Annotated in this window: 26 protein-coding genes; 13 read left to right on the top strand and 13 right to left on the bottom strand. The window is 72.8% G+C overall.

Features of this window, described 5'->3' with window-relative positions:
* Positions 1–2: 2 nt before the first annotated feature.
* The 5 genes from paaB to ABT015_RS00470 form a co-directional block, all read right to left on the bottom strand.
* Positions 3–296, bottom strand: a complete 294-nt coding sequence (gene paaB, locus ABT015_RS00490; protein ID WP_030056311.1) for a 1,2-phenylacetyl-CoA epoxidase subunit PaaB — start codon at positions 294–296, stop codon at positions 3–5.
* Positions 293–1,348 carry a 1,2-phenylacetyl-CoA epoxidase subunit PaaA gene (gene paaA, locus ABT015_RS00485; protein ID WP_502897245.1) on the bottom strand — a complete coding sequence of 352 codons (1,056 nt, stop codon included), beginning with the start codon at positions 1,346–1,348 and terminating at the stop codon, positions 293–295. Before paaA ends, paaB begins: the two co-directional genes overlap by 4 nt.
* A gap of 320 nt (positions 1,349–1,668) precedes the next feature.
* Complete coding sequence (locus ABT015_RS00480) at positions 1,669–2,733, bottom strand: M20/M25/M40 family metallo-hydrolase (protein ID WP_350875110.1); 1,065 nt, start codon at positions 2,731–2,733, stop codon at positions 1,669–1,671.
* A 1,060-nt stretch (positions 2,734–3,793) separates the two neighbouring features.
* Positions 3,794–4,453: a response regulator gene (locus ABT015_RS00475; protein WP_350875108.1), complete on the bottom strand. Its 660-nt coding sequence runs from the start codon at positions 4,451–4,453 to the stop codon at positions 3,794–3,796.
* Complete coding sequence (locus ABT015_RS00470; RefSeq protein ID WP_350875106.1) at positions 4,450–5,811, bottom strand: sensor histidine kinase; 1,362 nt, start codon at positions 5,809–5,811, stop codon at positions 4,450–4,452. The genes ABT015_RS00475 and ABT015_RS00470 overlap by 4 nt, the downstream gene beginning before the upstream one ends.
* A gap of 198 nt (positions 5,812–6,009) precedes the next feature.
* Here ABT015_RS00470 and ABT015_RS00465 point away from each other — a divergent pair, with 198 nt between their 5' ends.
* From ABT015_RS00465 to ABT015_RS00455, 3 genes are all read left to right on the top strand, one after another.
* Positions 6,010–6,825: a class I SAM-dependent methyltransferase gene (locus tag ABT015_RS00465; RefSeq protein ID WP_350875103.1), complete on the top strand. Its 816-nt coding sequence runs from the start codon at positions 6,010–6,012 to the stop codon at positions 6,823–6,825.
* Between the two features lie 139 nt (positions 6,826–6,964).
* The gene (locus tag ABT015_RS00460; RefSeq protein WP_350875101.1) at positions 6,965–7,978 is read left to right on the top strand and encodes an aldo/keto reductase; all 1,014 of its coding nucleotides are present in this window, start codon (positions 6,965–6,967) and stop codon (positions 7,976–7,978) included.
* A gap of 75 nt (positions 7,979–8,053) precedes the next feature.
* Entirely contained in the window at positions 8,054–8,641 is a 588-nt protein-coding gene (locus ABT015_RS00455) for a TetR/AcrR family transcriptional regulator (protein ID WP_350875099.1), read from the top strand.
* Positions 8,642–8,763: 122 nt separating this feature from the next.
* Here ABT015_RS00455 and ABT015_RS00450 read toward each other — a convergent pair whose 3' ends face one another.
* Entirely contained in the window at positions 8,764–9,030 is a 267-nt protein-coding gene (locus ABT015_RS00450) for a GlsB/YeaQ/YmgE family stress response membrane protein (protein ID WP_350875097.1), read from the bottom strand.
* A gap of 188 nt (positions 9,031–9,218) precedes the next feature.
* Here ABT015_RS00450 and ABT015_RS37945 point away from each other — a divergent pair, with 188 nt between their 5' ends.
* Entirely contained in the window at positions 9,219–9,476 is a 258-nt protein-coding gene (locus ABT015_RS37945) for a glycosyltransferase (RefSeq protein WP_502897244.1), read from the top strand.
* On the opposite strand, the gene ABT015_RS00440 is transcribed toward ABT015_RS37945, so the two are convergent.
* The 4 genes from ABT015_RS00440 to ABT015_RS00425 all read right to left on the bottom strand — a co-directional run bounded on the left by ABT015_RS00440 (position 9,383) and on the right by ABT015_RS00425 (position 14,329).
* Positions 9,383–10,909 carry an NCS1 family nucleobase:cation symporter-1 gene (locus ABT015_RS00440; RefSeq protein ID WP_350875095.1) on the bottom strand — a complete coding sequence of 509 codons (1,527 nt, stop codon included), beginning with the start codon at positions 10,907–10,909 and terminating at the stop codon, positions 9,383–9,385. The genes ABT015_RS37945 and ABT015_RS00440 overlap by 94 nt on opposite strands.
* A 27-nt stretch (positions 10,910–10,936) precedes the next feature.
* On the bottom strand, positions 10,937–11,968 hold the full coding sequence (locus ABT015_RS00435) for a TIGR03842 family LLM class F420-dependent oxidoreductase (RefSeq protein ID WP_350875093.1): 1,032 nt from the start codon (positions 11,966–11,968) through the stop codon (positions 10,937–10,939).
* A gap of 76 nt (positions 11,969–12,044) precedes the next feature.
* Positions 12,045–13,475 carry a dihydropyrimidinase gene (gene hydA, locus ABT015_RS00430; RefSeq protein WP_350875091.1) on the bottom strand — a complete coding sequence of 477 codons (1,431 nt, stop codon included), beginning with the start codon at positions 13,473–13,475 and terminating at the stop codon, positions 12,045–12,047.
* Positions 13,476–13,486: 11 nt separating this feature from the next.
* Positions 13,487–14,329, bottom strand: a complete 843-nt coding sequence (locus tag ABT015_RS00425; RefSeq protein ID WP_350875089.1) for a nitrilase-related carbon-nitrogen hydrolase — start codon at positions 14,327–14,329, stop codon at positions 13,487–13,489.
* 420 nt (positions 14,330–14,749) lie between these two features.
* Here ABT015_RS00425 and ABT015_RS00420 point away from each other — a divergent pair, with 420 nt between their 5' ends.
* The 9 genes from ABT015_RS00420 (at position 14,750) to ABT015_RS00380 (ending at position 23,276) form a co-directional block, all read left to right on the top strand.
* Complete coding sequence (locus ABT015_RS00420; RefSeq protein WP_106981192.1) at positions 14,750–14,827, top strand: putative leader peptide; 78 nt, start codon at positions 14,750–14,752, stop codon at positions 14,825–14,827.
* Between the two features lie 194 nt (positions 14,828–15,021).
* The gene (locus ABT015_RS00415; RefSeq protein WP_350875087.1) at positions 15,022–15,642 is read left to right on the top strand and encodes a cysteine dioxygenase; all 621 of its coding nucleotides are present in this window, start codon (positions 15,022–15,024) and stop codon (positions 15,640–15,642) included.
* Positions 15,636–16,022 (top strand): rhodanese-like domain-containing protein, encoded by a 387-nt coding sequence (locus tag ABT015_RS00410; RefSeq protein ID WP_063349906.1) that lies wholly within the window; start codon positions 15,636–15,638, stop codon positions 16,020–16,022. Before ABT015_RS00415 ends, ABT015_RS00410 begins: the two co-directional genes overlap by 7 nt.
* Before the next feature lie 398 nt (positions 16,023–16,420).
* A complete protein-coding gene (locus tag ABT015_RS00405) occupies positions 16,421–17,527 on the top strand; it encodes an ABC transporter ATP-binding protein (protein ID WP_350875085.1) in 1,107 nt (368 codons plus the stop codon).
* Entirely contained in the window at positions 17,517–18,185 is a 669-nt protein-coding gene (locus ABT015_RS00400) for an ABC transporter permease (RefSeq protein WP_350875083.1), read from the top strand. Before ABT015_RS00405 ends, ABT015_RS00400 begins: the two co-directional genes overlap by 11 nt.
* The gene (locus tag ABT015_RS00395) at positions 18,182–18,859 is read left to right on the top strand and encodes an ABC transporter permease (protein WP_350875081.1); all 678 of its coding nucleotides are present in this window, start codon (positions 18,182–18,184) and stop codon (positions 18,857–18,859) included. Before ABT015_RS00400 ends, ABT015_RS00395 begins: the two co-directional genes overlap by 4 nt.
* Before the next feature lie 39 nt (positions 18,860–18,898).
* Positions 18,899–19,840 carry an ABC transporter substrate-binding protein gene (locus tag ABT015_RS00390; RefSeq protein WP_350875079.1) on the top strand — a complete coding sequence of 314 codons (942 nt, stop codon included), beginning with the start codon at positions 18,899–18,901 and terminating at the stop codon, positions 19,838–19,840.
* 160 nt (positions 19,841–20,000) lie between these two features.
* Positions 20,001–20,609 (top strand): hypothetical protein, encoded by a 609-nt coding sequence (locus ABT015_RS00385; protein ID WP_350875077.1) that lies wholly within the window; start codon positions 20,001–20,003, stop codon positions 20,607–20,609.
* A 606-nt stretch (positions 20,610–21,215) separates the two neighbouring features.
* Positions 21,216–23,276: a glycosyl hydrolase family 18 protein gene (locus ABT015_RS00380; protein ID WP_350875075.1), complete on the top strand. Its 2,061-nt coding sequence runs from the start codon at positions 21,216–21,218 to the stop codon at positions 23,274–23,276.
* Between the two features lie 160 nt (positions 23,277–23,436).
* Here the strand turns inward: ABT015_RS00380 and ABT015_RS00375 are convergent, their stop codons facing one another.
* The 3 genes from ABT015_RS00375 to ABT015_RS00365 form a co-directional block, all read right to left on the bottom strand.
* Entirely contained in the window at positions 23,437–24,729 is a 1,293-nt protein-coding gene (locus ABT015_RS00375; RefSeq protein WP_350875073.1) for a multidrug effflux MFS transporter, read from the bottom strand.
* A 310-nt stretch (positions 24,730–25,039) separates the two neighbouring features.
* On the bottom strand, positions 25,040–25,522 hold the full coding sequence (locus tag ABT015_RS00370) for a hypothetical protein (RefSeq protein ID WP_350875070.1): 483 nt from the start codon (positions 25,520–25,522) through the stop codon (positions 25,040–25,042).
* Between the two features lie 407 nt (positions 25,523–25,929).
* A complete protein-coding gene (locus ABT015_RS00365; RefSeq protein WP_350875068.1) occupies positions 25,930–26,832 on the bottom strand; it encodes an alkaline phosphatase family protein in 903 nt (300 codons plus the stop codon).
* Positions 26,833–26,858: the final 26 nt, after the last annotated feature.

Raw genomic sequence — 26,858 nt, 5'->3', positions numbered from 1 at the left:
CGTCAGATGTGCGGGACATCCTCGGGGATGTCGTAGAAGGTCGGGTGGCGGTAGACCTTGTCCCCGCTGGGCTCGAAGAACGGGTCGCGCTCGTCCGGGGTGGAGGCGGTGATCGCGTCCGAGCGGACCACCCAGAGGCTGACGCCCTCGTTGCGGCGGGTGTAGAGGTCGCGGGCGGCGAGCAGGGCCATCCGGTCGTCGGCCGCGTGCAGCGAACCGACGTGGACGTGGTTCAGCCCGCGTCGGGGGCGCACGAACACCTCGTACAGCGGCCAGCCGGCCTTGGACTCGGTCACTTTCCGTTCTCCTGTTCCGTGGACTCGCCCGTACGCCCGGGCTGCCCGGGTTCGGCTGACTGCTCGGATCCGGTGGGCTGCCCGGGTTCGGCGCACTGTTCGGCGCGGCGCTTGGCCGCGTAGGCGACGGCCGCCTCACGGACCCAGGCACCGTCCTCGTGCGCCGTCCGGCGGCGTTCGACCCGCTGGGCGTTGCACGGGCCCTGGCCGTGGATGACCCTGGTCAGCTCGGACCAGTCCGGCTCGCCGAAGTCCCAGCCGCCGCGTTCCTCGTTCCGGCGCAGCTCGGGATCCGGGAGCGTGACGCCGAGGTGCTCGGCCTGCGGGACGGTCATGTCGACGAAGCGCCGGCGCAACTCGTCGTTGGTGTGCCGCTTGATCCGCCAGGCCATCGAGCGGGCGGTGTTCGGCGAGTCGGCGTCCGGGGGCCCGAACATCATCAGAGACGGCCACCACCAGCGGTCCACCGCGTCCTGGACCATCCGGCGCTGCGCCTCGGTGCCGCGCATCAGTGTCATCAGCAGCTCGTAGCCCTGACGCTGGTGGAACGACTCCTCCTTGCAGATCCGCACCATCGCGCGGGCGTACGGACCGTAGCTGCAGCGGCACAGCGGGACCTGGTTGCAGATCGCGGCGCCGTCGACCAGCCAGCCGATCACGCCGACGTCGGCGAAGGTGAGGGTCGGGTAGTTGAAGATGGAGGAGTACTTCTGCCGGCCGGAGATCAGCTTCTCGGTCAGCTCGGCGCGGTCGACACCCAGGGTCTCGGCGGCGGCGTAGAGGTAGAGGCCGTGGCCGGCCTCGTCCTGGGCCTTGGCGAGCAGGATCGCCTTGCGGCGCAGCGAGGGGGCGCGGGTGAGCCAGTTGCCCTCGGGCTGCATGCCGATGATCTCGGAGTGCGCGTGCTGGGCGATCTGGCGGACCAACGTGGCCCGGTAGGCGTCGGGCATCCAGTCCCTGGGCTCGATCCGCTGCTCGGCGGCGACGACCGCCTCGAACCGGTCCTCCTGCGCCTGCGCGGGGACCGCCTCGGCCACCTCTGCTGTCACCACGATCACCTCTCGTGTCCCGCGCCGGCGCCCACGACGCCAACCGACTGACCGTTCGGTCGGTACCATTCTGCGCGGCGAGGTGGAGGGATGGCAAGGGACGCGGGTGAGGGGCGGGGTTTCGGGCAGTGAGCGCCGGGAGTGGGCGGCGGCGGACGGTCGACAAACAGATAACAGCTAACAGATTTCACTATCTGTTAGCTGTTATCTGTCAGCAGTTACTTGTCATCCGTCTTCTGTTCTCTGTCACCCTGTGCTCTTGCGCTCTGCTCTCTGCTCTCTACTCTCTGCTCGCCGACAGCCCCCGGCCGTCGGCGGCCCGCTCAACCCTCCGTGCGGTCGCGCAGCCTCGGCAGCGGTACGGCGAGGAGCGCGGCCAGCAGGGCGATCCGGGGTGCCAGCTGGTCGAGCCGGATGTGCTCGTGCCGGGCATGAGCGCCGGCACCGACCGCGCCGAAGCCGTCCAGCGTCGGCAGCCCGCGCGAGCCCGGCAGGTTGGTGTCCCCCGCGCCACCCGCCGGACCGCCGTCCAACTGCTGCCCGAGCACCGCGGCGAGTGAACGAACGTGCCGCAGCAGCGGGTTGCCGGTGCGCTCAGGCCACGCCGGACGGCTGGACAGCACCTCGGTCCGGACCCTGGCCCCCGGGCGCAGCGCGGTGAGCCGAGCCAGGTTGTCGAGCGTACGGCGCTGCGCCTCGACGGTGGAGAACCGCAGGCCGAGCTCGGCCTCGGCCCGGCCCGCGACCACGTTGGCCCGCGAACCGCCGCTGATCCGACCGGCGTTGAGCTCCGTCCCCGGCTGCCCCGCGAGGCCGCGGACGACGACGAGCTGATCGACGAGTTCGTCGACCGCCGACACCCCGTCGTGGGCGTCGTTGCCCGCGTGGGCCTCACGCCCGGTGACGGTGAGCCGGACCCGGGTGCTGCCGCGCCGGGCTGTCTTCAACCGGCCGTCGGGGTGCGGAGGTTCGAGCCCTATGACTGCGGCCGCGCCGCGCAACTGGCGCTCGACCAGGCGCCGTCCGTCCGGACTGCCGACCTCCTCGTCGGAGACGACGACCAGTCGGACGGCGCGGTGCGGCCGCTGCCCGAGGTCGGCGAGCAGGGCGAACGCGCCTTCCAGGATGGCGAGTCCGCCCTTCATGTCGACGACGCCGGGGCCGCTGAGCAGACCGTCCTGCTCGGTGACCGGCCAGTCGGCGAGGGTGCCGACCGGCCAGACGGTGTCGTGGTGGCCGACGATCAACAGGTGCGGCAGGGTCTCGTCCTGCCCCTCCCACTCCAGGACCAGGTGGTCGCCGGCCGGCCCGGGCTCGCGCCGCGCGGTGGCACCGGTGGCTCTGAACCCGGCGCTCAACTCCTCGGCGAGAGCGTCGAGTCGGGGCATGTCTCCGCTGGGCGACTCGATCCGGGCCAGGTCTGTGCACCGGCGCCGGACGGCCCCGGCCAGCGTACGGGCGCGGGTACTGAGGGCCTGCGGCAGACCGGGGAGCGCGGCGGTCGCGGCAGCGGCGGCCGAGGCCGTGACAGTGACCGTGGCCGTGGCATGAGCGGTAGTGGTAGCGGTAGCGGTAGCGGTGAGGGCCGCGCCGTCAGCAGCAGCCGGGAGGGCGACGGGGGCGCGGTCCGAGGCAGGGGCGGGCGCGGGGGCGGAGTCACCGTCGGGGGCGGCGGCACTCGGCGCGGCGGGCGACCCGACGATCTGGGGACTCAACGTTCGCCTCCGCGGCCGCTGCCGGTATTCAGCGGCCGGACCGGCCGACCACCCCAACCCGGCTGCCAGGCCCGGCCGGACCGTGCCGATCGACCGGGATGGTGCCCGGCCCTTCGGAACGGACCGTCTGGCCCAAGTGCGGTGGAACGGCTGGGCGGCGTGCTTGGCATTGCGTCCTCCTCGCTCGATCCGGTGGCCCCGGTCCGCCCGGGGCCCCGTGGACGGCGGCTTCCTGACGGCGGGCGCAACGGGCCGGACCGCCGCAGGGAAGCCGAGATGTGAGCCTAGAAGAACCGTTCGGCTTCCTGCGAGGTGGCCCTGCTCCCAGCGTGCCGGGACCGGGCCCTCAGCCTCGGACACCCGTCGGAGAACAGCGGCGGGCGCGCGGCGCGCGGGCCTGGATCGGCGCGCGGGCGCGGTCGCCGGATCGCGCCCATCTCCACCATGGACCCGCCGCCCGGGTTCGGCAGCGCAAACCGCCAAGGCGCGGGATTTCCACGCCGGATGGGTGACAACGGCTCAGCGCGCGGTACGAACCGGGAGCACGCCACCGGCTCAGGGGGAGCCCGGTCCGACGCCCCGGGAACACTCGCGTGAACACCGGACGACACGACGCCCCACCCACCACCGTGCGCACCACCGAGCGTCGGGCATCGGCAGGACCAGCGACCACGCGAGCCACGACGGCACGCCCCGCACCGCCCCGCAGCGTCCCACAACGCCCGGCGCCGGCTCAGGCGCCGTCTCCGACCAGCCCGGCATCGCGCGCGAGCAACGCGGCCTGGACCCGGTTGCCGACGCCCAGCCCGGTCAGGATCCGGCTGACGTGCGCCTTCACAGTGCTCTCGCGCATCCCGAGGACGCCCGCGATCTCCGCGTTGGAGAGCCCGTCGGCGAGTTCGCGCAGCACGTCGGTCTCGCGCGGGGTCAGCCCGGCGACCCGGTTGCGGGCGGCGACCGACCGGGGCGCACCGGTGCGGTGGTAGCGGTCGATCAGTCGCCTCGCAGCCGCCGGGTGCAGCATCCCCTGGCCGCCGGCGACGACGTGGACGGCCCGGGCGATCTCGGCGGGCGGGGTGTCCTTGAGCAGGAAGCCGTCGGCCCCGGCGGCGAGCGCCTGGTACACGTACTCGTCGAGGTCGAAGGTGGTGAGCGCGATCACCCGCGGGGCCTCGGGCAGTTCGCGCAGGCGCCTGGTGGCGGCGATGCCGTCGAGCCGGGGCATCCGGATGTCCATGAGCGCCACGTCGATCCGCCGGCTGCGGGCCAGTTCGACGGCCTGCAGCCCGTCGATGGCCTCAGCGACCACGGTGAGGGCCGGGTCCTGGGCCAGCAGGTCGACGAGGCCGAGCCGCACCAGCGCGTCGTCGTCGACCACCATCGTGCGGATCATGAGGCGTCCTTCGGCTGCGGGGTCGGGGAGGGGGCGAGGGTCGGGGAAGGCCCGGATCCGAGGCCGTGTCCCGGTCCTGGACCCGGTCCTGGCACGGACCCTGACACGGTCTGCGGCGGGCGCTCCGGTGCGGGCAGGCGGGCTGCGAGCCGGAAGCCGCCACCGCCGTCCGGTCCCGCGTCGAGGTGGCCGCCGAGCGCGTCGACCCGTTCGGTGAGCCCCACCAGACCGTACCCGCCGCCGGTGCCCGGCCCGTTCGGCGACGCCTCCCCTGGGCCGTTGCGGACCTCGACGGTGGTGGCCGGGGCGCCGTAGCGGACCCGGACGGTGACGGGCGCGGCGTGCGCGTACTTGCGGGCGTTGGTCAGCGCCTCCTGGACCAGGCGGTGCACGGCCAGTCGGTGGGTGGTGGGGACGGTCTCCGGGTCGCCGGAGAGGGCCAGTTCGACCTGCTGCCCGGCCGACGTGGCCTCGCCGACGAGTTCGGTGAGGTCGCGCAACGCGGGCGCCGGGACGGGCGCCGGAGCAGGCACCGGGACGCACACCGCCCGGGACGCTGCGGCCGGCACCTCCTCGGCGGCCGGTGCTGTCGGCGGGTCGGCCCGCAGGGCGCCGAGGACGTCGCGCAGGTCGTCGAGCGAGTGGGCGGCGGTGGTGCGCAGCAGTTCGAGGCGGTGGGTGAGCCGGTCCGGGTCGGCGGCGACGGTGCCGGCGAGGGCCTGGTCGCGCAGCACCCCGGCGTGCAGCACCAGCAGGCTGAGCCGGTGGGCGAGCACGTCGTGCATCTCCCGGGCGATCCGGGCCCGTTCGGCGGCCCGGGCCCGTTCGGCGCGCAACTCGCGCTCCCGGCGCAGCGTGTCCACCTGCTCGTGCAGGGTGCGGATCAGCACCCGGCGGCCGTGCAGCCACAGGCCGAAGGACAAGGCCGCCGCCTGGACGAGGAGTTGGGATCCGGTGGTGCCCGCCCAGCCGACCAGCGAGTCGGCTCGGGTCGCGCTCACCCCCGCGATGAGGGCGCCGCCGGCCGCCGCAGGGCCGGTCCGGCCGAGGGAGGCGAGGTAGTAGACGCTGAACAGCCCGGGAAAGGCGCGGTTGAACAGACCGCCGGTGAGCACCGGCAGGACGGCGGAGGCCATCGGGTAGCGGCGGGCGAACAGCAGGGAGAGCGGGGCGAGGGAAGCCACGACGGTCCGGGGCAGCCGCAACGGCTCGTCGGCGTGGACCCACTGGGAGAGGCCCTCCTCGGCGGTCAGCGCGAGGATGCCGAGCAGTAGCAGGGTTTCGCCCCACAGCCGGCGGCCCGGGCCGTACCAGCCCAACAGGCCCGCGCGCATCGGGCCGCTCCCGTCCTCTCGCATCGGGCTCCCTCCGTGCTCGCTCCGTCCGCCCGTCGTCCGTCTGCCTGTCCGTCCGTCCGTCCGTCCGGCTCGATGCTACGGGCGGGCGGCGGGCGGGTGCCCCCTTCTCCCGGGTACCCGCACCCTCGACTTTCGTCGGGGGTGCGGGTCGCTCGTCGGCCGATTCGGGGTGCGGCGGGGCTGCCTAGCGTCGACGGCATGACCACCGAACAGCTCAGCCCGCGCCCCGACTTCTCCGCCCCGCAGCGCAGTTCGCGGTCCGCCGGGGACCACCTGCTGTTCCTCGCCGAGGCCCTGCGCACCTTCCACGACACCGGAGCGCTGGCCCCGAGCGGCGAGGACCTGGTGAACGCCCTGGTGGTTCCGGCCACCAGCCGCCCGAATCGGCCGATCTCGGTGCTGGAAGTCGGCGCCGGGACGGGCGTGGTGACCCGCCGGCTGGCCCAAGTACTGCTCCCGGGCGACCGGCTGCACGTCGTCGAGGCGAACCCGCGCTTCGCCGACCAGCTGCGCGAGGACCCGGTGCTGGCCGCACGACGCCCGGGAGTCGCCCTGCGGCTGTCGGCCTGCCGGGTGGAGGAACTGACCCAGGACCAGAAGGACGAGCGGTACGACGTGATCGTATCGGGCCTGCCCTTCACCAACTTCGAGCCGGCCCAGGTGCGCCACCTCCTCGACCTCTACCTGCGGCTGTTGCTGCCCGGGGGCGAGCTGACGTACTTCGGCTACCTCGGTACGACGACGGCCCGCACCCTGTCCTCGGGGCCCCGGCAGAGCGCCCGCCACCGGGCAGTGGTGCGACTGCTGCGGCAGTTCGAGGCGGCGTACGGGCTGGGCCGGCGCACGGTGTGGCGCAACCTGCCGCCGGCCCGCGCCTACCTGCTGCGATCGCCGGGCGGGCGGGAGGACTGGGGTCCGGCCTCGCCGCCAGGGCTCCCGGCAGGCGAGGCCGCAGCCGACGAGGCGCTCGCGCACGAGGAGCGCAGCCGAGCGGCCGATCGAGTCGGCGGGTGACAGATAACAGGTGACAGCTTTCAGATGACAGATAACAGATAACAGACGACAGCGAACAGATTTTGAAATCTGTTCGCTGTCGTGCCATAGTGGACTCTGGGTCACCCCACCCATCGCCGCACCCACCCCTGGAGTCCCCGTGGCCACGACCTCCCGCCCCACACAGCGCACCCTCGGCACCTCCGGACCAGTCACCTCCGCCCTCGGCCTCGGCTGCATGGGCATGTCCGACCTGTACGGCCCGGCCGACGAGGCCGAGAGCATCGCCACCATCCACGCCGCGATCGACGCCGGGGTCACCCTGCTCGACACCGGCGACTTCTACGGCATGGGCCACAACGAGCTGCTGATCCACGAGGCCCTGCGCGGCCGCGCCCGCGAGAACGTGCAGATCAGCGTGAAGTTCGGCGCCCAGCGCGGCCCGGACGGCCAGTGGCTCGGCTACAACGCGAGCCCCGCCGCCACCAAGACCGCCCTCGCCTACACACTGCGCCGCCTGCGCACCGACCACATCGACGTCTACCGCCCCGCCCGCCTGGACCCGAACGTCCCGGTCGAGGAGACCGTCGGCGCCATCGCGGACCTGGTGAAGGCCGGCTACGTCCGCCACATCGGCCTGTCGGAGGTCGGCGCCGACACCCTGCGCCGCGCCGCCGCCGTCCACCCGATCAGCGACCTGCAGATCGAGTACTCGCTGATCTCCCGCTCGATCGAGGACGCCATCCTCCCCACCGCCCGCGAGCTCGGCATCGGCGTCACCGCCTACGGCGTGCTCTCGCGCGGCCTGCTCAGCGGCCACTGGGACCAGGGTCGCGCCCTGGCCGGCACCGACTTCCGCGGCCACAGCCCGCGCTTCCAGGGCGACAACCTGGCCCACAACCTCGCGCTCGTCGAGGCGCTTCGCGCGGTGGCCTCCGCGAAGGAGGCGAGCGTCGCCCAGGTCGCCATCGCCTGGGTCGCCTCGCGCGGGGAGGACGTCGTTCCGCTGGTCGGCGCCCGCCGCCGCGACCGCCTCACCGAGGCGCTGGGCGCGCTGGACGTCACGCTCACCGCGGCCGACCTCGCGGCCATCGAGGCGGCCGTCCCCGCCGGCTCCGCAGCGGGCGACCGCTACGCTGCCGCCCAGATGGCACACCTGGACAGCGAGCACTGACCCACCGGAACCGGCCCGACGGCCGGGGACGGCAGCACCACCCTCGACCGCACGACCCTAAGGACGGACCTCCCCGTGACCACGGACACCACACTCACCGCCGAGCAGATCCTGATCGCGGCGGAGGACGTCCTCCGGCGGTTCGGCCCGGCCAAGGCCACCGTCGTGGACGTCGCCCGGATCCTCGGCGTCAGCCACAGCAGCGTCTACCGCCACTTCCCGAGCAAGGCCGCGCTGCGCGAGGCGGTCACCCAGCGCTGGCTCGACCAGGCGCACCACCAGCTCGCCTTCATCTCGACCGAGGCCGGCTCGGCCGTCGAGCGGCTGCACCGCTGGCTGGTGACGCTGTTCGCGGCCAAGCGGAAGAAGGCGCTGGACGACCCGGAGCTGTTCGCCACCTACATGGTGCTGGTCGAGGAGAACAGCGGCATCGTCGAGGCACACATCGACACCCTGGTCACCCAGATCGCCCAGATCGTCCAGGACGGCATGGAGAGCAAGGAGTTCAAGCTCGCCCACATCCTCTCCACCGCCCGCGCCGTCTTCGACGCCACCGGCCCCTTCCACGACCCGGCGTACGCGTCCTCGTGGTCCGAGCCGACCATCGAGGACCGCTTCGAGGCCCTCTGGAAGCTCATCCTCGGCGGCCTGCTCGCCAAGTGACACACCTCAGGCGCCCCTGACCCGGACACCGACGACCGGGCCCGCCGGCACCGGAGCGAAACCCGGTCGCCGGCGGGCCCGGTCGTCGATGTTTCGGTGCAGCTCGGTTCCCGGCGCTCGGGCTAGCGTCGGGAACTGCCGAACACCAGCCGGTAGATGATCAGCAGCACCAGGGCCCCGCCGATCGCCGACACCCAGGTCGCCATGTCGAAGAAGTGCGCCGTCACCGACCTGTGCAGGAAGTGCGAGGCGATCCAACCGCCGACGAAGGAACCGGCGATACCGATCAGGGTGGTCACGATCAGGCCGCCCGGGTCCTTCCCCGGCAGCAGCAGCTTGGCCAGTGCCCCCGCCAGCAGGCCTAGCACGATCCACGCGACGATGCTCATCTGTCCCTCCCGTCCACGGCGCGACGGCCCCGTTCCGCCGCTCTGCCAGGAAGGACGCCGCCTGCCGCCGCCCGGTTCCGGCGCCGTGGGAGCACCGGCCCGAACCGGCCACCCCGGACCGGGCCGCTCCGGGCCGCTCCGGGCGCGGCGCCCTTCCGGCGGGGTGCCCGCGCCGGGATACTGCGGCCATGCGCATCCTGATCGCCACCGCCGGATCCCGGGGCGACGTGGCCCCGTTCACCGGGCTCGGCGCCCGCCTCCAGACGGCCGGCCATCAGGTGGCCGTCGCAACCCACGCCACCTTCGCCTCCTCGGTGCGGACCGCAGGGCGAAATCTGTCATCTGTTACCTGTCACTTGTCAGCCGCCCGCCCGCCCGGACACCCGGGAGGGCCCAGCACGAGGTACAGCACCGAGGCCGACCCGAAGCCCACCGCCCAGCCGTAGTCGGCCAGCGGTTTGAACAGGGGCAGCAGCCCGTCCGCCGGGAACGGCCCGCCGTACGAGCCGCCGACCGCCAGGACGCCCCCGACCAGCAGCGCCGTCACCGCCCGCCAGTTCCACCCGCCCGCGTACCAGTACGCCCCACCCGGCCGGTACAGCTCGGCGAGTTGCAGCCGGGTGCCGCGCAGCACCCAGTAGTCGGCGATCAGGACCCCGGCCACCGTCCCGAGCAGCCCGCCGACCACCCCCAGCCAGGTGAAGATGTACACGTGCGGGTCGGAGATCAGCCGCCACGGGAAGATCGCGATCCCGACGACGCCCGTGATCAGCGCCCCGGTACGGAAGTCGACCAGCCGGGGCAGCAGGTTGGCGAGGTCGTAGGCCGGCGAGACGACGTTGGCGGCGATGTTCACCGACAGCGTCGCGATCAGGACGGTCAGCAGCGCGAACAGGATGCCGACCGGGTTCTCCATCTTCGCGGCGAGTTCGATCGGGTCCCACACCGGTGCGCCGTAGACGGCCTGCGAGCCGGAGGTGACGAGGACGGACAGCAGCGCGAAGAGCGTCATCGTGGTCGGCAGGCCGAGCGCCTGCCCGCGGATCTGGGCGCGCTGGCTGCCGCCGAAGCGGGTGAAGTCGGGGATGTTGAGCGACAGGGTCGACCAGAACCCGATCATGCCCATCAGCGCCGGGAAGAAGACCTTCCAGAACCCGCCGCCCCAGCCCAGTCGGGACGGCTGGTCGAGCAGCGGACCGAACCCGCCCGCCTTCACGGTGATCCATGCCAGCAGCGCCAGCGCGCCGACGATCACGAACGGTGCGGCCCAGTTCTCGAACCGCCGGAGGGTCTCCATCCCGCGGGCGATGATGGCCATCTCGATCAGCCAGAACAGCAGGAACGACACCCACTGCGTCCATGGGTAGCCGCCGAACTCCGCTGCCGTGCGCCAGGATTCGCCCAGCAACTTGCCGGCCAGCAGGAAGATCCCCTCGCCGCCGATCCAGCTCTGGATGCCGAACCAGGCGCAGGCCACCGCCGCCCGGATGAGCGCGGGCAGGTTGGCGCCGCGCAGTCCGAACGCGGCCCGGGCGAACACCGGGAACGGGATGCCGTACTTCGTCCCCGCGTGCCCGGTGAGCAGCATCGGCACGAGCACCACGAAGTTGGCGAGCGCGATGGTCAGTACGGCCTGCTTCCAGTCCATGCCGAGCGCGACGAGCCCCGAGGCGAGCGTCCAGGACGGGATGTTGTGGGCCATGCCGACCCAGAGCGCCAGGAAGTTGTAGGTGGTCCAGGTGCGCCGTGCCACCGGGACCGGCCGCAGGTCGTCGTTGGTGAAGCCGTTGGACGGCAACTCTCCTGCGGCCGGGTCGAGTTCGACCCGGCCGTCGGAGTGCTGCCGGTGCCCGCCGCCGCTGGTCGCGGTGTCGGCCATGGGCAACTCCCCTCCGCGCGAGTGGCGTTACGTCCGGGGTTGGTGGGACAGGTGCGGGATGACGTCGGACCCGTAGGCGTCGATGGTGGCCTCGACGGCGTCGTGCATGGCGTAGACGGCGAACTGGTCGACGCCGAGGGAGCGGAGGTGCTCCAGGCGGGCGAGTTGGGCCTGCGGCGGGCCGATGAGGCAGAAGCGGTCGACGATCTCGTCCGGCACGAAGGCGGTGTCGGGGTTCCCGGCCCGCCCGTGGTGGCTGTAGTCGTACCCCTGGCGGCCCTTGATGTAGTCGGTGAGGGCCTCCGGGACGAGGTCGGAGTGCGCGCCGTAGTGGCTGACCAGGTCGGCCACGTGGTTGCCGACCATCCCGCCGAACCAGCGGCACTGCTCCCGGGCGTGGGCGAGCGCGGCGGGCGAGTCGTCGGCGGTCACGTAGGCGGGGGCGGCGACGCAGATGGTGACGGCGTCCGGATCCCGGTCGGCCTCGGCCGCGGCGGACCGCACCGCCTTGACCATGTACTCGGTGAGGTACGGGTCGGCCAGCTGGAGGATGAACCCGTCGGCCTGGCGACCGGTCAACGCGAGCGCCTTCGGCCCGTACGCGCCCATCCAGATGGGGAGTTGAGCCCCGGGGCCGACCCACGGCAGGTGCATCTCGGTGCCGTCCACCTCGACCGTCCGCCCCTCGGCCAGCTCCTTGATCGCGTGCATGGCCTGGGAGAGCCGGGCGAGGGTGGCGGGGTGGCGTCCGGCGACCCGCATGGCGGAGTCGCCGCGGCCGATGCCGCAGACGGTGCGGTTGCCGTACATGTCGTTGAGCGTGGCGAACAGGGAGGCGGTGACCTCCCAGGTCCGGGTCGAGGGGTTGGTGACCATCGGTCCGACGGTCAACCGCCGTGTCTCGGCGAGGATCCGGCTGTAGATGACGAACGGCTCCTGCCACAGGACGCAGGAGTCGAAGGTCCAGCCGTGGCTGAACCCGGCCTGTTCGGCGCGGATCATCCGGTCGATGAGCAGGCGGGCGGGCGGGTCGGTCTGCAGGACGAGGCCGATGTCCATGGGTGGCTCCGGGGAGGGTGGTTCCGCCGCCCGGGCGGTCGTGCGCACAGGCCCGGGCGGCGGCACGGGAGAGTGGTCAGGTCAGGTACTGGCAGGTGTCGCGGCGCAGGAACGTGCCGTGGCCGGCCCGGCCGAGCCAGGTTTCGCCGTCCAGCACGACGGTGCCGCGCGAGAGCACGGTGCGGGCGCGGCCGGTGAGTTGGCGGCCCTCGTACGCCGAGTAGTCCACGTTCATGTGGTGCGTGGCAGCGGAGACGGTCTGCACGGCGGTGGGGTCGTAGACGACGAGGTCGGCGTCGGCGCCGGGCGCGATGGTGCCCTTGCGCGGGTGCAGCCCGAACATCCGGGCGGGCGTGGTGCAGGCGATCTCGACCCAGCGCCGACGGGTGATGTGCCCGTCCACGACGGCCTGGTGGAGCAGGTCCATCCGGTTCTCCACGCCAGGCAGGCCGTTGGGGATCTTCGAGAAGTCGCCGCGGCCGAGTTCCTTCTGCCCGGTGAAGCAGAACGGGCAGTGGTCGGTGGAGACCACCTGGAGGTCGTTGGCGCGCAGCCCGCGCCACAGCGCCTCCTGGTGCTCGCGCGGCCGAAGCGGCGTGCTGCACACGTACTTGGCGCCCTCGAAGCCGTCGGTGCCGGTCTCGGCGAGGTTGTCGGTGGAGAGGAACAGGTACTGCGGGCAGGTCTCGCCGAAGACGTTGAGCCCGGCGTCGCGGGCCTGGACGAGCTCGGCGAGGGCGGCGGCCGCGGAGACGTGGACGACGTAGAGCGGGCTGCCGGCGACCTGGGCGAGCTTGATGGCCCGGTGGGTGGCCTCGGCCTCCAGGAGTTCGCGGCGGACCTCACCGTGGTAGCGGGGCGCGGTGTGCCCGGCGGCGAGGGCCTGTTCGACCAGGACGTCGATGGCGATGCCGTTCTCGGCGTGCATCATGATCAGCCCGCCGTTGGCCGCGCCGCGCTGCATGGCGCGCAGGATGCGGCCGTCGTCGCTGTAGAAGACGCCGGGGTAGGCCATGAAGAGCTTGAAGGAGGTGGACTCGCCGGAGTCGACGAGGGCGTCCATCTCCTTGAGGACGCCCTCGTCGACGTCGGAGACGATGGTGTGGAAGGCGTAGTCGACGGCGCAGTTGCCGTCGGCCTTGGCGTGCCAGGTGTCCAGGCCCTCGCGCAGCGAGCCGCCGACGGACTGCACGGCGAAGTCCACGATGGTGGTGGTGCCGCCCCAGGCGGCGGCCCGGGTGCCGGTCTCGAAGGTGTCCGAGGCCGAGGTGCCACCGAAGGGCAGTTCCATGTGGGTGTGGGCGTCGACGCCGCCCGGGATGACGTAGTGGCCGGTGGCGTCGATGACGGTGTCGGCGCTCCAGGCCTCGGCGGCGGAGCTGCCGGTGGTGGCGAGGGCGGCGATGCGTTCGCCCTCGATGAGGACGTCGGCGTGGAGTTCGTCGGCGGCGGTGATGACGAGGCCGCCGCGGACGATGGTGCGCTGGTGCGGGTCGCGGGTGGTCATCGCGCTGCTCCTCAGGCCTCGGCGAGCGGTCCGTAGGCGTCGGGGCGGCGGTCTCGGTAGAACGCCCACTGCTGGCGGACCTGTTCGATCAGGCCGAGGTCGAGGTCGCGGACGACGAGCTCCTCCTCCTTGTCGGAGGCGACGTCGCCGACGAACTGGCCGCGCGGGTCGACGAAGTAGGAGGTGCCGTAGAAGTCGTTGTCGCCGTACTCCTCGGTGCCGACGCGGTTGATGGCGGCGACGAAGTACTCGTTGGCGACGGCCGCGGCGGGCTGTTCCAGCTGCCAGAGGTAGCCGGAGAGGCCTCGGCTGGTGGCGGAGGGGTTGTAGACGATCTGCGCTCCGGCCAGGCCCAGGGCGCGCCAGCCCTCGGGGAAATGGCGGTCGTAGCAGATGTAGACGCCGACCTTGCCGACGGCGGTGTCGAAGACGGGCCAGCCGAGGTTGCCGGGCTTGAAGTAGTACTTCTCCCAGAAGCCCTTGACCTGCGGGATGTGGTGCTTGCGGTACTTGCCGAGGTAGCTGCCGTCGGCGTCGATGACGGCGGCGGTGTTGTAGTAGACCCCGGCCTGTTCCTCCTCGTAGACCGGGACGACGATCACCAGGCCGAGTTCACGGGCGAGGTCCTGCATCCGGCGGACGGTGGGACCGTCGGGGACGGCTTCGGCCCAGCGGTAGTGCTCGGCTTCCTGGACCTGACAGAAGTACGGGGCGTTGAAGACCTCCTGGAAACCGATGATCTTCGCGCCCTGGGCGGCGGCCTCGCGGGCGTACCGCTCGTGAAGGGCGATCATGCTCTCCTGGTCGCCGGTCCAGCGGGTCTGGACGAGCGCGGCACGGACGATCTGCGACATGGATACCTCCGCAACTCCGCTGCCCGGCCATGGGGTCGGGCCTGCGGTCTGAGGGTTGACGGGGCGGGCGGGTCTCGTCTGCGGACCGCCGGGGATCCGCAGGGGTCTACGTGCGTAGAAAGCGGTCTGTAGACCGTAGGCCGGGCCTCGGTGGCCTGACAATACGTTGGCGGTAACGCATCTGGGGCGATCTCGTGACGCGGACACGCGGAGGGTCCTGGATGGGATGAAACGATCATTTACCCCGCGCGTGGGGTCCTTACGCCTGTGCGTGCCGTTCGGCGGTTGCGGTCCGGAACGGCTCGACGACCGGTCGGCCGGTCAGCCGGTCGGCCCGGGGTGGAGCAGCGCGGCGCGGCCGGCGGCGGTCGGCCCCATCCGGCTTGACTTCGTCCGGTTGGCTCGGGAAGGATCCGGCGCATGGACACCGGCACCACTCTGGTCTGCCGCCTGCACGTCGATCTGCGACGCCAGGCGAGTTCCATCTGTGCCTGTTGACCTTGGCTCTCCCCGCCGCCCCCGCCCTGTGACGTCCGCCAGGGCCCGCGCCGCACACCCGCACCCAGAGTTCTGATTCCCGCCCCGCCCGGCGCACCCGCGCGTGCCGTGCCGCTCCGTCGGCCCGTGCCCTCGCCCGCCGCCGGACCAGGGCGCACCCCGCCGACGTTCCCGCTGCACCCGAGGACGCCCCCATGAGCCTGAACCTCGCCCCCGACGAACCCGCTGCCGCCCGAGCCCCGACCCCGGCACGGGCACCGGCACCGGCACCGGCACCGGCCAGAACAGCCAGAGCCACGGCCACCGCCACCGCCACCGCCACCGCCACCGCCACCGCCACCGCCACCGAGGAGACCCGCGCGCCGCTCACCCCGAGCGCCCTGCGCACCGTCGTCCGCGAACTGGCCGAACAGCCCGACCAGTGGATCCACCTCGTCCGACTCTCCACCGAGGAGCGCTGGTACCAGCGGCTGGTGGCCGACGACGACCACGAGGTGTGGCTGATCAGCTGGCTGCCCGGCCAGTCCACCGGCTTCCACGACCACGGCGGCTCGCGCGGCGCGTTCACCGTCGCCCTCGGCGAGCTGGAGGAGCTGTCCCTCGGCGGGCCGGAGCAGGGCCTGCTGATCCGCCGGGTCCCGGCCGGCACCGCCCGCGCCTTCGGCCCCGAGTACGTGCACGACGTCCGCAACACCGCGTCCGGCCCGGCCGTGACCCTGCACGCCTACTCGCCCCCGCTGGGCTCGATGGCGCACTACGACCTGCGAGCCGGCGGGCTCGTCCGCACCTCGGAGGAAGGACCGGAGCAATGGTGACCACGATCGACGACCTGGTGGAGCGGGCCCGCGAGGGCGTCCACCGTCCGCGCGCCCGGGAGGCGTACCAGTCGCAGCTGGACGGCGCGCTGCTGGTGGACATCCGTCCGGCGGCGCAGCGGGCGGCGGAGGGGGAGATCCCCGGCTCGCTGATCATCGAGCGCAACGTCCTGGAGTGGCGGCTGGACCCGACGGGCAGTCACCGGATCCCCGAGGCGTCAGGTTACGACGTCGAGGTGATCGTGGTCTGCTCGGAGGGGTACGCCTCCAGCCTGGCGGCGGCCTCGCTGCGCGAGCTGGGGCTGCACCGGGCGACCGATCTGGACGGCGGCTTCGTCGGCTGGGCGGCCTCCGGGCTGCCGACACGCCGGGGCGGCTGAGAGCCTGGAGGGCTGGGGCGCTCGGCGGCTGACGGGCTGATCGCCCGGGGCCCGAGCCCTCGACCCGCCGTCAGGCTGTCCGCGTCCCGTCCCTCTGACCTGCCGGAACGTCGGGCGTCCGGTCGGCCCCGGCCGTCCGGAGGCGGGGTCCGGGCCCCGTGCCGGGTGGTAAGTGAGAGACAGGAGATGATCCAGGTCATAGTCTGATCAGAGTTTCCGCCGGTCCGAAGCTGGGCAGCCACGCGGGCGGAAGAACGCCCAGGCGGTCGATCCGACAGACGCCGTCACGGCAGCGGCCGGTACGGCCCACGCCGTCGCCGCTTGTCGACGAACCGCCATCAACCGCACGACCGAAACAGGCGCCGCCTCCCCGGGGCGCCCTGACGAGGAAACTCCCCGTGATCAGATTCGAGGGCGCCGGCAAGCGCCACCCCGACGGCACCATCGCCGTCGAGGGCCTGGACCTGGACGTCCCGACCGGTCGGATAACCGTCCTGGTCGGACCGTCCGGGTGTGGCAAGACCACCCTGCTGCGCATGGTCAACCGGATGGTCGAGCCGACCTCGGGCCGGGTGCTGCTGGACGACACGGACGTCGCCGAACTGGAGCCCGCCAAGCTGCGCCGTGGCATCGGCTACGTGATCCAGCAGGCCGGCCTGTTCCCGCACCGCAAGGTGATCGACAACGTCGCCACCGTGCCCTACCTGCTCGGCTGGGACCGCAAGAAGGCCCGCGCCCGGGCCGCCGAACTGCTCGAACTGGTCGGGCTCGCTCCCGAGACCGGCAAGCGGTACCCGTTCCAGCTGTCCGGCGGCCAGCAGCAGCGGGTGGGCGTGGCCCGCGCCCTCGCGGCCGACCCGCCGGTGCTGCTGATGGACGAGCCGTTCAGCGCCGTCGACCCGGTGGTGCGCGCCGGGCTCCAGGAGGAACTGCTGCGGCTCCAGTCCGAGCTGCACAAGACGGTGCTGTTCGTCACCCACGACATCGAGGAGGCCGTCCGGCTCGGCGACCAGGTGGTGGTCCTGCGCGAACACGGCCGGATCGCCCAGCTCGCCGACCCGCACACCCTGCTCACCACCCCCGCGGACGACGGCGTGGCCGCCTTCCTCGGCCGCGACCGGGGCCTGCGCGGCCTCGCCCTGCGCCCCGCGACCGCCGTCGCCGTCCGCCCGGTGGCAGACGGGCTGCGCTACGGCGGCTGGGAGCTGGCGCTGGACGACGAGCGCCGCCCGATCGGCTGGATCGACCGCGACGCCGCCACCGCCGAGCTGCACCCGGTCTCCGGCTACCGGCCGGACGCCGACACCCTGCGCACCGCGCTGGACGCCGCCGTCCTCTCCCCCGCCGGGGCCGCCGTCGCCCTGGACGCCGACGGCCGGGCCACCGGCACCGCGAGCCGCGAGGCCGTCCTGGCCGCGCTGTCCGCCCCGGTAGCCGACGCAGCAGGCACGGCAGCCGGCCCGGCAGCCGGTGGCCTCACGGACGGAGCGGCCGGTGGACGGTGAACCGATCGTCCGCTGGTACTGGATCGGCGACCATCTCGGCTACCTCGGCGACCTGCTCGCCGACCACGCCGTGATCGCCCTGGTCCCGGTGCTCATCGGCCTGCTGCTGGCCGTCCCGCTGGGCCTGGCCTGCACGCGCTTCCCCCGGCTGTACCAACCGCTGTCCGCCGTCTTCAACATCGTCTACGCGCTGCCCTCGCTGGCCGTGTTCGTGGTGCTCATCCCCTACACCGGCCTCGCCACCCAGGCCACCGTGATGATCCCGCTCACCTTCTACGCGCTCGCCGTGCTGCTGCCGACCACCGTGGACGGCCTGCGCGCCGTCCCGGACCCGGTCCGGCAGGCCGCCACCGCGATGGGGTACGGGCCGTGGCACCGGCTGACCTCCGTCGAGCTGCCCGCCGCCGTGCCGTACCTGATCGCCGGGCTGCGGGTCGCGGCGGTGTCCAGCATCTCGCTGGCCAGCGTCGGCGCGCTGATCGGGCGCGGTGGGCTCGGCTACCTGTTCATCGACGGCTTCCAGCGCACCTTCCCGACCCCGATCGTGGCCGGCATCGCGCTGATCGCCGTCCTCGCGCTGGCCGTCGACCTGCTGCTGGTGGGCGCCCGCCGGCTGCTCGCGCCCTGGGCCGTCCGGGAGAAGGGAGCCGGTTCGTGAACTGGCTGAACTGGCTGGGCGACTTCTTCTCCGCCCCCGACCACCGCAGCGGCCCGGACTCGATCGTGCACCGGATCACCGAGCACCTGGTGCTCTCCGGCGAGGCCCTGCTGTTCGCGGCGCTGCTCGCCGTGCCGCTCGGACTGCTGATCGGTTACAGCGGGCGCGGCGTCACGCTCGTGACGGCCTTCGCCGGTGCCACCCGCGCCCTGCCGACGCTCGGCCTGGTGACGCTGGCGGTGCTGCTCGGCGGGGTCGGGGACACGGCCGTGCTGATCCCGCTGGTCGCGCTCGCCGCGCCGCCGCTGCTGGTGGCCGCCGTCGAGGGGGTGCGCGGCACCGACCCGGACGTCCGGGACGCGGCGCGCGGCATCGGGCTGACCCACCCGCAGGTGCTGTGGCAGGTCTGCCTGCCGTCCGGGGCGCCGACCCTGCTGGCGGGCTTCCGCACCGCGACCGTCCAGGTGATCGCGACCGCCACCGTGGCCGCGTACGTCGGTCTGGGCGGCCTCGGCCGCTACGTCATCGACGGACTGGCCACCCGCAAGTACGCCGTCACCGTCGGCGGCGCGCTGCTGGTGGTGCTGCTCGCGGTCGGCGCCCAGTTGTTCTTCGCCCTGCTCGCCCGGTACGCGCTCCCGCCCGGAATGCGCGCCCAGCGCCGGGCCCGCTGAACCTCGTTCCCCATCCTCTCCGGAAGGACATCTGTCACCATGTCGACAAACCACGGAAGCAGGCGCGCCGTCGTCCTGGGCACGCTCGCCGCGCTCGCCCTCGGCGCCACCGCCTGCGGCTCCTCCGGCGGCGGCGACCCGCTCGGCGGCGGCTCCGCGGCGGGCTCCCCCGCCGCCTCGGGCGCCGGCGCCGGCTCGACGGTGGTCGTCGGCTCGGCGAACTTCCCGGAGAACGTGCTGCTCGGCTCGATCTACTCGCAGGCCCTCAAGGCCAAGGGCGTCAAGGTCGAGGAGAAGTTCAACATCGGCAGCCGCGAGGTGCTCTACGGGCAGCTCCAGAGCGGCAGCCTGAGCGTCCTGCCCGAGTACAACGGCTCGCTGCTCGCCTACCTGGACGCCAAGTCCACCGCCGCCACCACCGAGGAGGTGAACGCGGCGCTGGCCAAGACGCTGCCCGCCGCGCTGGGGATCCTCGACTCCTCCCCCGCCGAGGACAAGGACTCGCTCAGCGTCACCCAGGAGAACGCCGACAAGTACGGCCTCAAGAGCATCGCCGACCTGGCCGCCAAGGCGGGCGAGTTCACGATAGGCGGTCCGCCGGAGTTCAAGTCCCGCCGCGAGCAGCAGCTCAAGGACGTCTACGGGCTGAACTTCAAGGAGTGGAAGCCCACCGGCGACGCCACCGCGAACGCGCTCAAGGACGGCACCATCCAGGTCGGCAACGTGTTCACCACCGACCCGAAGATCGTCCAGCTGAAGCTCGTCCCGCTGACCGACCCGAAGAACCTCTTCGGCGCGCAGAACGTCACCCCGCTGGTCAACAAGGCGAGTGTGAACCCCACCGCGACGGCGGCCCTCAACGCGGTGTCGGCCAAGCTCGACACGGCGGGGCTGACGGCGCTGATGAAGCGTGTCGCGATCGACAAGGACGACCCGTCGGCGGTGGCCAAGGACTGGCTGAAGGCCAACGGCCTCGGCTGACCACGCCTCGGCGGGCGCCTTGCGCGCCTTGTGCGCCTTGTGCGCCTAACGCGCCTTACGGACGCGGCGAGTCGGCGGCCCGGGAGGTCCCACCTCCCGGGCCGTCCGCGCTCGCGGGAGGATCTTCCCTTCAGCGCCGCGGACATGACAGTGTGACGCCATGCGCACTCGTCTCCTCGCCGCCACCCTCACGGCATTCGCCGCGGTGAGCCTCGCTGCCTGCTCCAGCTCCGGACCGGGCCCCCACCCGGCCACCGCCGCGGCCGGCTCCCCCACCACCCCGGCCGCCGCCTCGGTCCCCGCCCCCGGCACCGCCACGACGCCGCCGACGCCCAAGTCGCCCTCGGCCTCCGCGCCCGACCCGGCCGCCTCCCCCTCCGCGCCCGCGGCCCCCTCGACGCCCGCGCCCGACAACCCCTCGGTCCCTGCCCCGGACTCCGGCTCCCCCGGGGCCCCCGCCCCGGCCAAGCCCACGCCCCCCGGCGACGCCGGCCTGCCCGGAAAGCCGGGCACCGACCTAACCGGCAAGCTGGTCGCCGCGCTGGACGCGATCGACCCGGCAATCGTCGGCGGCAAGCCGGACCAGGCCGTGGACCGGGCCCGCAATCAGTGCCAGGCGCTGTTCCAGTTCCCCAAGGACAAGTCGAAGCTGGTCGAGCTGGCCAACCAGCGCTTCACCTCGCCCGACCACCCGCAGGGCTTCGGACCGGACACCGCCGCGAAGATCAACGACGCGCTGCGGACCACCCTCTGCCCGCCGCCGGCGTGATCCGGAGCGGCCACCCGAACCGCCCGGTGTCCTGAGCGCCGGGCCGCCGTGGCCGCGCGCCCGCCGACGGGCGCGCGGCCACGGCACCTTCGCTCTTCGGCGGCGCCGTCCTTCGACGCATCCGCCCTTCGGCACATCCACCGTTCGACATGTCCACCCTTCGACGCGTCCGCCCTTCGGTAGCGCGGCCACCCCGCCCCACCGCCCACCTCCACAGTCCCGGCCGCACCGCGCACACCCGGCCGGTCGGACGGCCCTTCGGGCACGGGGGCGGTGTGTTGACGAACTGTTAGGTCTCTTGACAGACCAGTGGTCTAGTCCAACCATAAGCATGTCGATCCGACCGGGATGCACTGTGGGGGTGTGACCACCGGCGGCTGAGGCACTGCCCTGCCCTGTCCCGCACCACCCCCGCTCCGTACGGCGTGCGCACACGCGTACCCGCCACCCGCCTCCACGCGAGTCGGTGGGCTTCCGCGCGCCCGCACGTCAGCACACCCACACGTCCGCACGTCCGGGCCCGCGCAGCCGACCCCACACGGCCGTCGCGCCCCGATCATGCGCGTATCCCCAACGTCCTGCCCCACCACGTATGTTGGAGAATCCATGCGTCTACGCAGAACCATCCAGGCGGCCCTGACGGCCTGCGCCACACTGGCCGCCTCGGCCGGCCTGGTCGCCGCCGGGACGGGCTCCGCCCAGGCCGCGACCCCGCTCCCCAGCAGGGTCTTCGCCCCCTACTTCGAGTCCTGGACCGGGCAGAGCCCCGCCGCCCTGGCCGCCCAGTCCGGGGCCAAGTACCTGACGATGGCGTTCCTCCAGGCCGCCACCAAGGGCTCCTGCACCCCGTACTGGAACGGCGACACCTCGAAGCCGGTCTCCTCCTCGACCTTCGGCGCCGACATCGCCACCATCCGGGCCAACGGCGGGGACGTGATCCCCTCCTTCGGCGGCTACACCGCCGACAACACCGGCACCGAACTGGCCGACAGCTGCACCGACGTCAACCAGATCGCGGCAGCCTTCGAGAACCTCGTCACCACCTACGACGTCAGCCGGATCGACCTCGACATCGAGGACAACTCGCTGACCAACACGGCCGGAATCGACCGCCGCAACAAGGCGATCAAGATCGTGCAGGACTGGGCCGCCGCCAACGGGCGCAACGTCCAGTTCTCCTACACGCTGCCAACCACCACCAGCGGGCTGGCCTCCAGCGGCCTCGCCGTGCTGAAGAACGCGGTGAGCAACAACGCCCGGATCGACGTCGTCAACATGATGACCTTCGACTACTACGACGGCGCCACCCACGACATGGCGGCCGACACCCAGACCTCCGCGCAGGGCCTCTACAACCAGCTCGCCAAGCTCTACCCGTCCAAGACCCCCGCCCAGCTGTGGGGTTCGATCGGGATCACCGAGATGCCCGGCATCGACGACTACGGCGCGGCCGAGACCTTCACCGTGGCCAACGCCACCACCGTCTACAACTGGGCGGTGTCGAAGGGCATCAACACGCTGTCCTTCTGGGCGCTCCAGCGCGACAACGGCGGCTGCCCGGGCAAGGCGGGGGACGACTCCTGCTCCGGCATCAGCCAGAACACCTGGGACTTCACCCACATCTTCGCGCCGTTCACCAGCGGCTCGACGGTGACCAACGACTTCTCCGTGGCCGTCAACCCCAACTCCGCCACGGTCACCGCCGGTTCGTCCACCTCGGCGGCCATCGCCACGGCAGTGACGGCGGGCTCGGCACAGAGCCTCAACCTGTCGGTCAGCGGCGCCCCGGCCGGCGTCACCGCCACCGTCACCCCCGGCAGCGTCACCGCCGGCACCGGCGCCACCCTCAACATCACCACCACCACGGCGGTGGCGCCCGGGAGTTACCCGCTGACGGTCACCGGCAGCGCGGCCTCCGGCAGTCACACCGGCGTCTTCACCCTGAACGTCACGGGCACTCAGCCCGGCAACGACTTCTCGGTCGCAGTGAACCCGAACTCCGGTACGGTGGCCGCCGGTTCGTCCACCTCGGCGGCCATCGCCACGGCGGTCACGGCGGGCTCGGCACAGAGCCTCAACCTGTCGGTCAGCGGCGCCCCGGCCGGCGTCACCGCCACCGTCACCCCCGGCAGCGTCACCGCCGGCACCGGCGCCACCCTCAACATCACCACCACCACGGCCGCCACGGCGGGCAGCTACCCGCTCACCGTGACGGCCACCGGGCCGTCCGGCACCCACACCGCCACGTACGCACTGACCGTCACCGGGACGACCCCGCCGCCGACCGGCCTGGTCAACGGCGACCTGGAGACCGGCAGCCTCGCCCCGTGGACCTGCCAGAGCGGCGGCGCCGTGGTCTCCACCCCGGTCCACTCCGGGTCCTACGCGCTCCAGGCGGCGGCCACCGCCGGCCAGACCGGCGAGTGCTCGCAGACCGTCACGCTGAAGGCCAACACCAGCTACACGCTGAGTGGCTGGGTGCAGGGCAACTACGCGTACCTCGGCGTCAGCGGTGGTGCCACCGCCAGCTCCTGGACCCCCAACGCCTCCGGCTGGACCAAGCTGACCGTCCCCTTCACCACCGGCGCCTCCGGCACCGTCACCGTGTACCTGCACGGCTGGTACGGCCAGGGCAACGTCTTCGGCGACGACTTCTCGATCGCCTGAGCCGCGCGCGACGCCTGACGGCTGACGGCTGACGGCTGACGGCTGACAGGGAACGAATAACAGATAACAGCTGACAGATTTCATCATCTGTCAGCTGTTATCTGTTTGCTGTTCGTTGTCAGCCGTCAGCTGCTCGTCGCCGGCCGGCGGCCGGGGGCCGTCAGCTCCCTGCCACCACCTCGGCCTCCGCCGTCCTCATCCGCCCGGGCCGACACAGCGTCACGTACGCCGCCATCGCCAGCACCCCGCTCGCCAGGACGACCACCGCCAGCAGCACCGCCGACGGCCGGCCGCCGAGGCTGCTCAGCGGTGCGACCACCGCCCCGCACAGGAAGTTGCCGGTGCCGAGCAGCGCCGACGCCGTCCCGGCCGCCCGCGGCTCGACCAGGCTGAGCGCCTGCGCGGCCGTGTTCGGCAGGACCACGCCCATGCTGCCCATCATCACGAACAACGGCGGGCAGAACCCGACCAGCCCGAAGTCCCAGACCGCCGTCAGCAACACCAGCGCCACTCCGGCGGTCACCGCCGTCGCCAGCCCGGCCAGCATCAGCCCCCGCGGGGCGAAGCGGCGCGCGAGCACCCGTCCGTTCAACTGCGTCATCACGACGATGGCCAGCGAGTTCGCCCCGAACAACAGACTGTAGGTCTGCGGCGAGACCTGGTACACGTGCTGGAGCACCGTGGACGACCCGCTGATGTAACCGAACAGCGCACCGAAGGCGAAGGAGCTGGTCAGCGCCAGCCCGAGGAACGGCAGGTCGCGCAGCAACCGCCCCATCGTGCGCAGCGTCGCGCCCACCCCGCCGGTGCCCCGGTTCTGCGTCGGCAGGCTCTCGCGCAGCGCCCCGAAGGCGGCCAGGGTCAGGAGCAGCCCGAGCGCGGTCAGCGCGCCGAAGGTGCCGCGCCACGAGGTGAACCGCATCAGTTGCGCGCCGAGGATCGGGGCGAGGATCGGCGCCAGCCCGGATATCAGCGCGATGGAGGCCAGGAACCGCAGCATCGCGACGCCCTGGAAGCGGTCCCGGGCGACGGCCCGGCCGATGACCAGCCCGGCGGATCCGGCCGCGCCCTGGATGAAGCGGGCGATGATCAGCACCGTCAGGCTCGGCGCGATCACGCACACCACGCTGGCCAGGGTGTAGAGGACGAGCCCCGCGAGCAGCGGCGGGCGGCGGCCGTAGCGGTCGCTGAGCGGTCCGAAGAGCAACTGCCCGGCCGCGACCCCGAACATGGAGAAGGTGAGGGTGAGCTGGACGGCGGCCGGTTCGGCGACCAGGTCGTCGGCGATCGCGGGCAGCCCGGGCAGGTAGAGGTCGGTGGTGAGCGGGCCGAGCGCCACGAGACCGCCCAGGACGGCGATCGTGGCCCGGCCGGGGCGGGACTGGCCGGTGGTGGGGGCGGCGGAGGGAGCGGTCGACGTGTCGCCGGCAGAGCCGACGGTCGGGCCGGGCATGGGGCTCCTCACGGAACGGGGAACGGGACGGGACGGGGGCGGGACGGGTTTGTCCACGCTCCGTCCTATCGCAGCCCAGGCCGTTTCCGACAGCGGGGGTCCTCCCGCTGGTCCACCGTCGGCCACTCCGGCGGTACCCGGGCACGACGACGGCCCGCCCGCACCTGTCGGTGCTTGGCGGGCCGGTCGGAGCCTGGCGGCGTACTCGGAGCCTCACGGCGAGCCCGGTGCGGGTGCCCGGTGCGGGCACCCGGCTCGGTGCCCCCGTGCACGGCGCCCGGCTCGGGGCGCCCGGCTCAGTGCGCCCGGCTCAGTGCTTGGCGGGCCGCTCGGCGCGCAGGGCCGCCTGCACCGCCGCGCCGTCCTGCCACGCGTAGAGCTGGTTGCCGGTGAGCGTCACGTTGTAGTGCCCGCAGGTGCCACTGGCCTTGGCCGCGACACCCTCGGGGAACCAGCCGGCCTTGAGCGACAGCGGCACCGAGTGCGCCGACTTGCCGGGCAGGCCGGTGTTGCAGCCGACGGGCAGCCGCCCCTCCGGGAGGGTGGCGCGCAGCAGGCGGTCGTCGCCGGTGGTGGACATCAGGTACTTCACCGAGGAGGCGTTGTCGGGCAGCCAGGCCGGCATCGAACGGCGCTCGGCCTTGGCCTGGCTGCCGGTGTCGTAGGTGGCCTGCTCCTGGTGGCGTCCGTCGTACCAATCGGACACCCTCGGGCCGATTGCCACGGCCGCCACGGCGACGGCCATGCCGGTGCCCGCGACTCCCAGTGCGACCTTGCTCACGATGCCCTTCATGCCCGTCTGTCCTCTCCGTCTCCGGTTCCGGTCCGGTCGGCGAGGTCTGCCGTCCGGGTGTATCCATCGTGGCCCGTGCCGTCCCTTTGGAGCGTCACCACCAGGTCGCGATCTTGTCTCCATCCCACGGGGTACCGTCTCCACCTTCAGAGGTATGTCCAGCGACCCGGTCTCGGGGTTACACGGTGGGGCGCCCAGGCTGGCACACCGTCTTCAAGTGCCGCCCGGGCCTCGATCGAGCGTCACTCAAGCCGGTCCCCGGCGCAGCCCGGCCTGCTGCACCCGGATGCATCAGCGCGCCCCTGAGGCGTCGTCGGGCCCGGGGCCGGCGACGGTGTCGGCCGCCGGTCGGACGTTGGTCGGATCGTTGGTCAGAGCACCTGCCGGACCGCCGTTCAGAGCGCCGATCAGATCGACGCCGACACCGCCTCCGGCACCGGCACCGCCTCCGGCCGGGCAACCGGGAAAGGCCGGCCGTCGAGGGTCCAGTGCGGGTCGATGGGGCGCAGCAGCGAGGCGTACACCTGGGCGGCGACGTCCGGGTGGCGGATCTCCCCGGTGGGCGGGCCGGCCGGGATGCCGTGCCCGGCGCAGGCGACCCAGGCCGTGCGCTCCTCGACGGTGCGGCCGCCGTGGCCGCCGGCGTCGACGTGGCCGTGGTCGGTGACGACGATGACGGTCCACTGCTCGTCGGCGTGGTCGGCGCGGCCGCGGACGGCGTCGAGCAGCCGGCCGAGGCGTTCGTCGGCGGTGCGCATGGCCGCCCGGTACTCGTCGCCGCAGCCGAGGAAGTGGGCGGTCTCGTCGACGGCGCCGAGGTAGACGAAGGAGGCCTCCGGGTCGGCGGTGCCCAGGACGTGGACGGCCTCGCGGGTGACCTCCTCGTCGACGGCCTCCCAGGCTTCGGGCGTGTCCTCGGCCGGGGCGATGTACGAGAGCCGGCCGGGCGCACGGAACAGCGGGCCGCCGGACTCGTTGATCATCAGCGGGTCCCAGCCGGCCGCGACGAAGGTGCGGCGGCGGTCGCCGCGGGCGAGCCGGGTGGCGAAGTCGGGGAACACGTCGAGCCGGTTGCCGCCGAGGTGGTTGCCCCAGACACCGTGCTTGGCGGGCTCGACACCGGTGACGATGGTGGCCCAGCACGGCCCGGACATGGTGGGCGTCGTGTCCGCCACGGTCACCGGCACCAGGAACCCTGCCTCGGCGAGCTCCTGGAGGCGCGGCATCGGCACGTGCTCCAGGTAGTCGTGGCGGACGCCGTCGATCCCGACGACGAGCACCCGGGGGCGGGGCCACTGGGCAGCAGACATGGCGGGGGTTCCTTTCGGTCGTACAC

Source organism: Kitasatospora sp. NPDC094016 (genome assembly GCF_040304045.1).
Taxonomy (GTDB): domain Bacteria; phylum Actinomycetota; class Actinomycetes; order Streptomycetales; family Streptomycetaceae; genus Kitasatospora.
Note: the sequence above shows the minus strand (reverse complement) of the source record. Positions and strands in the feature narration are given on the sequence as shown.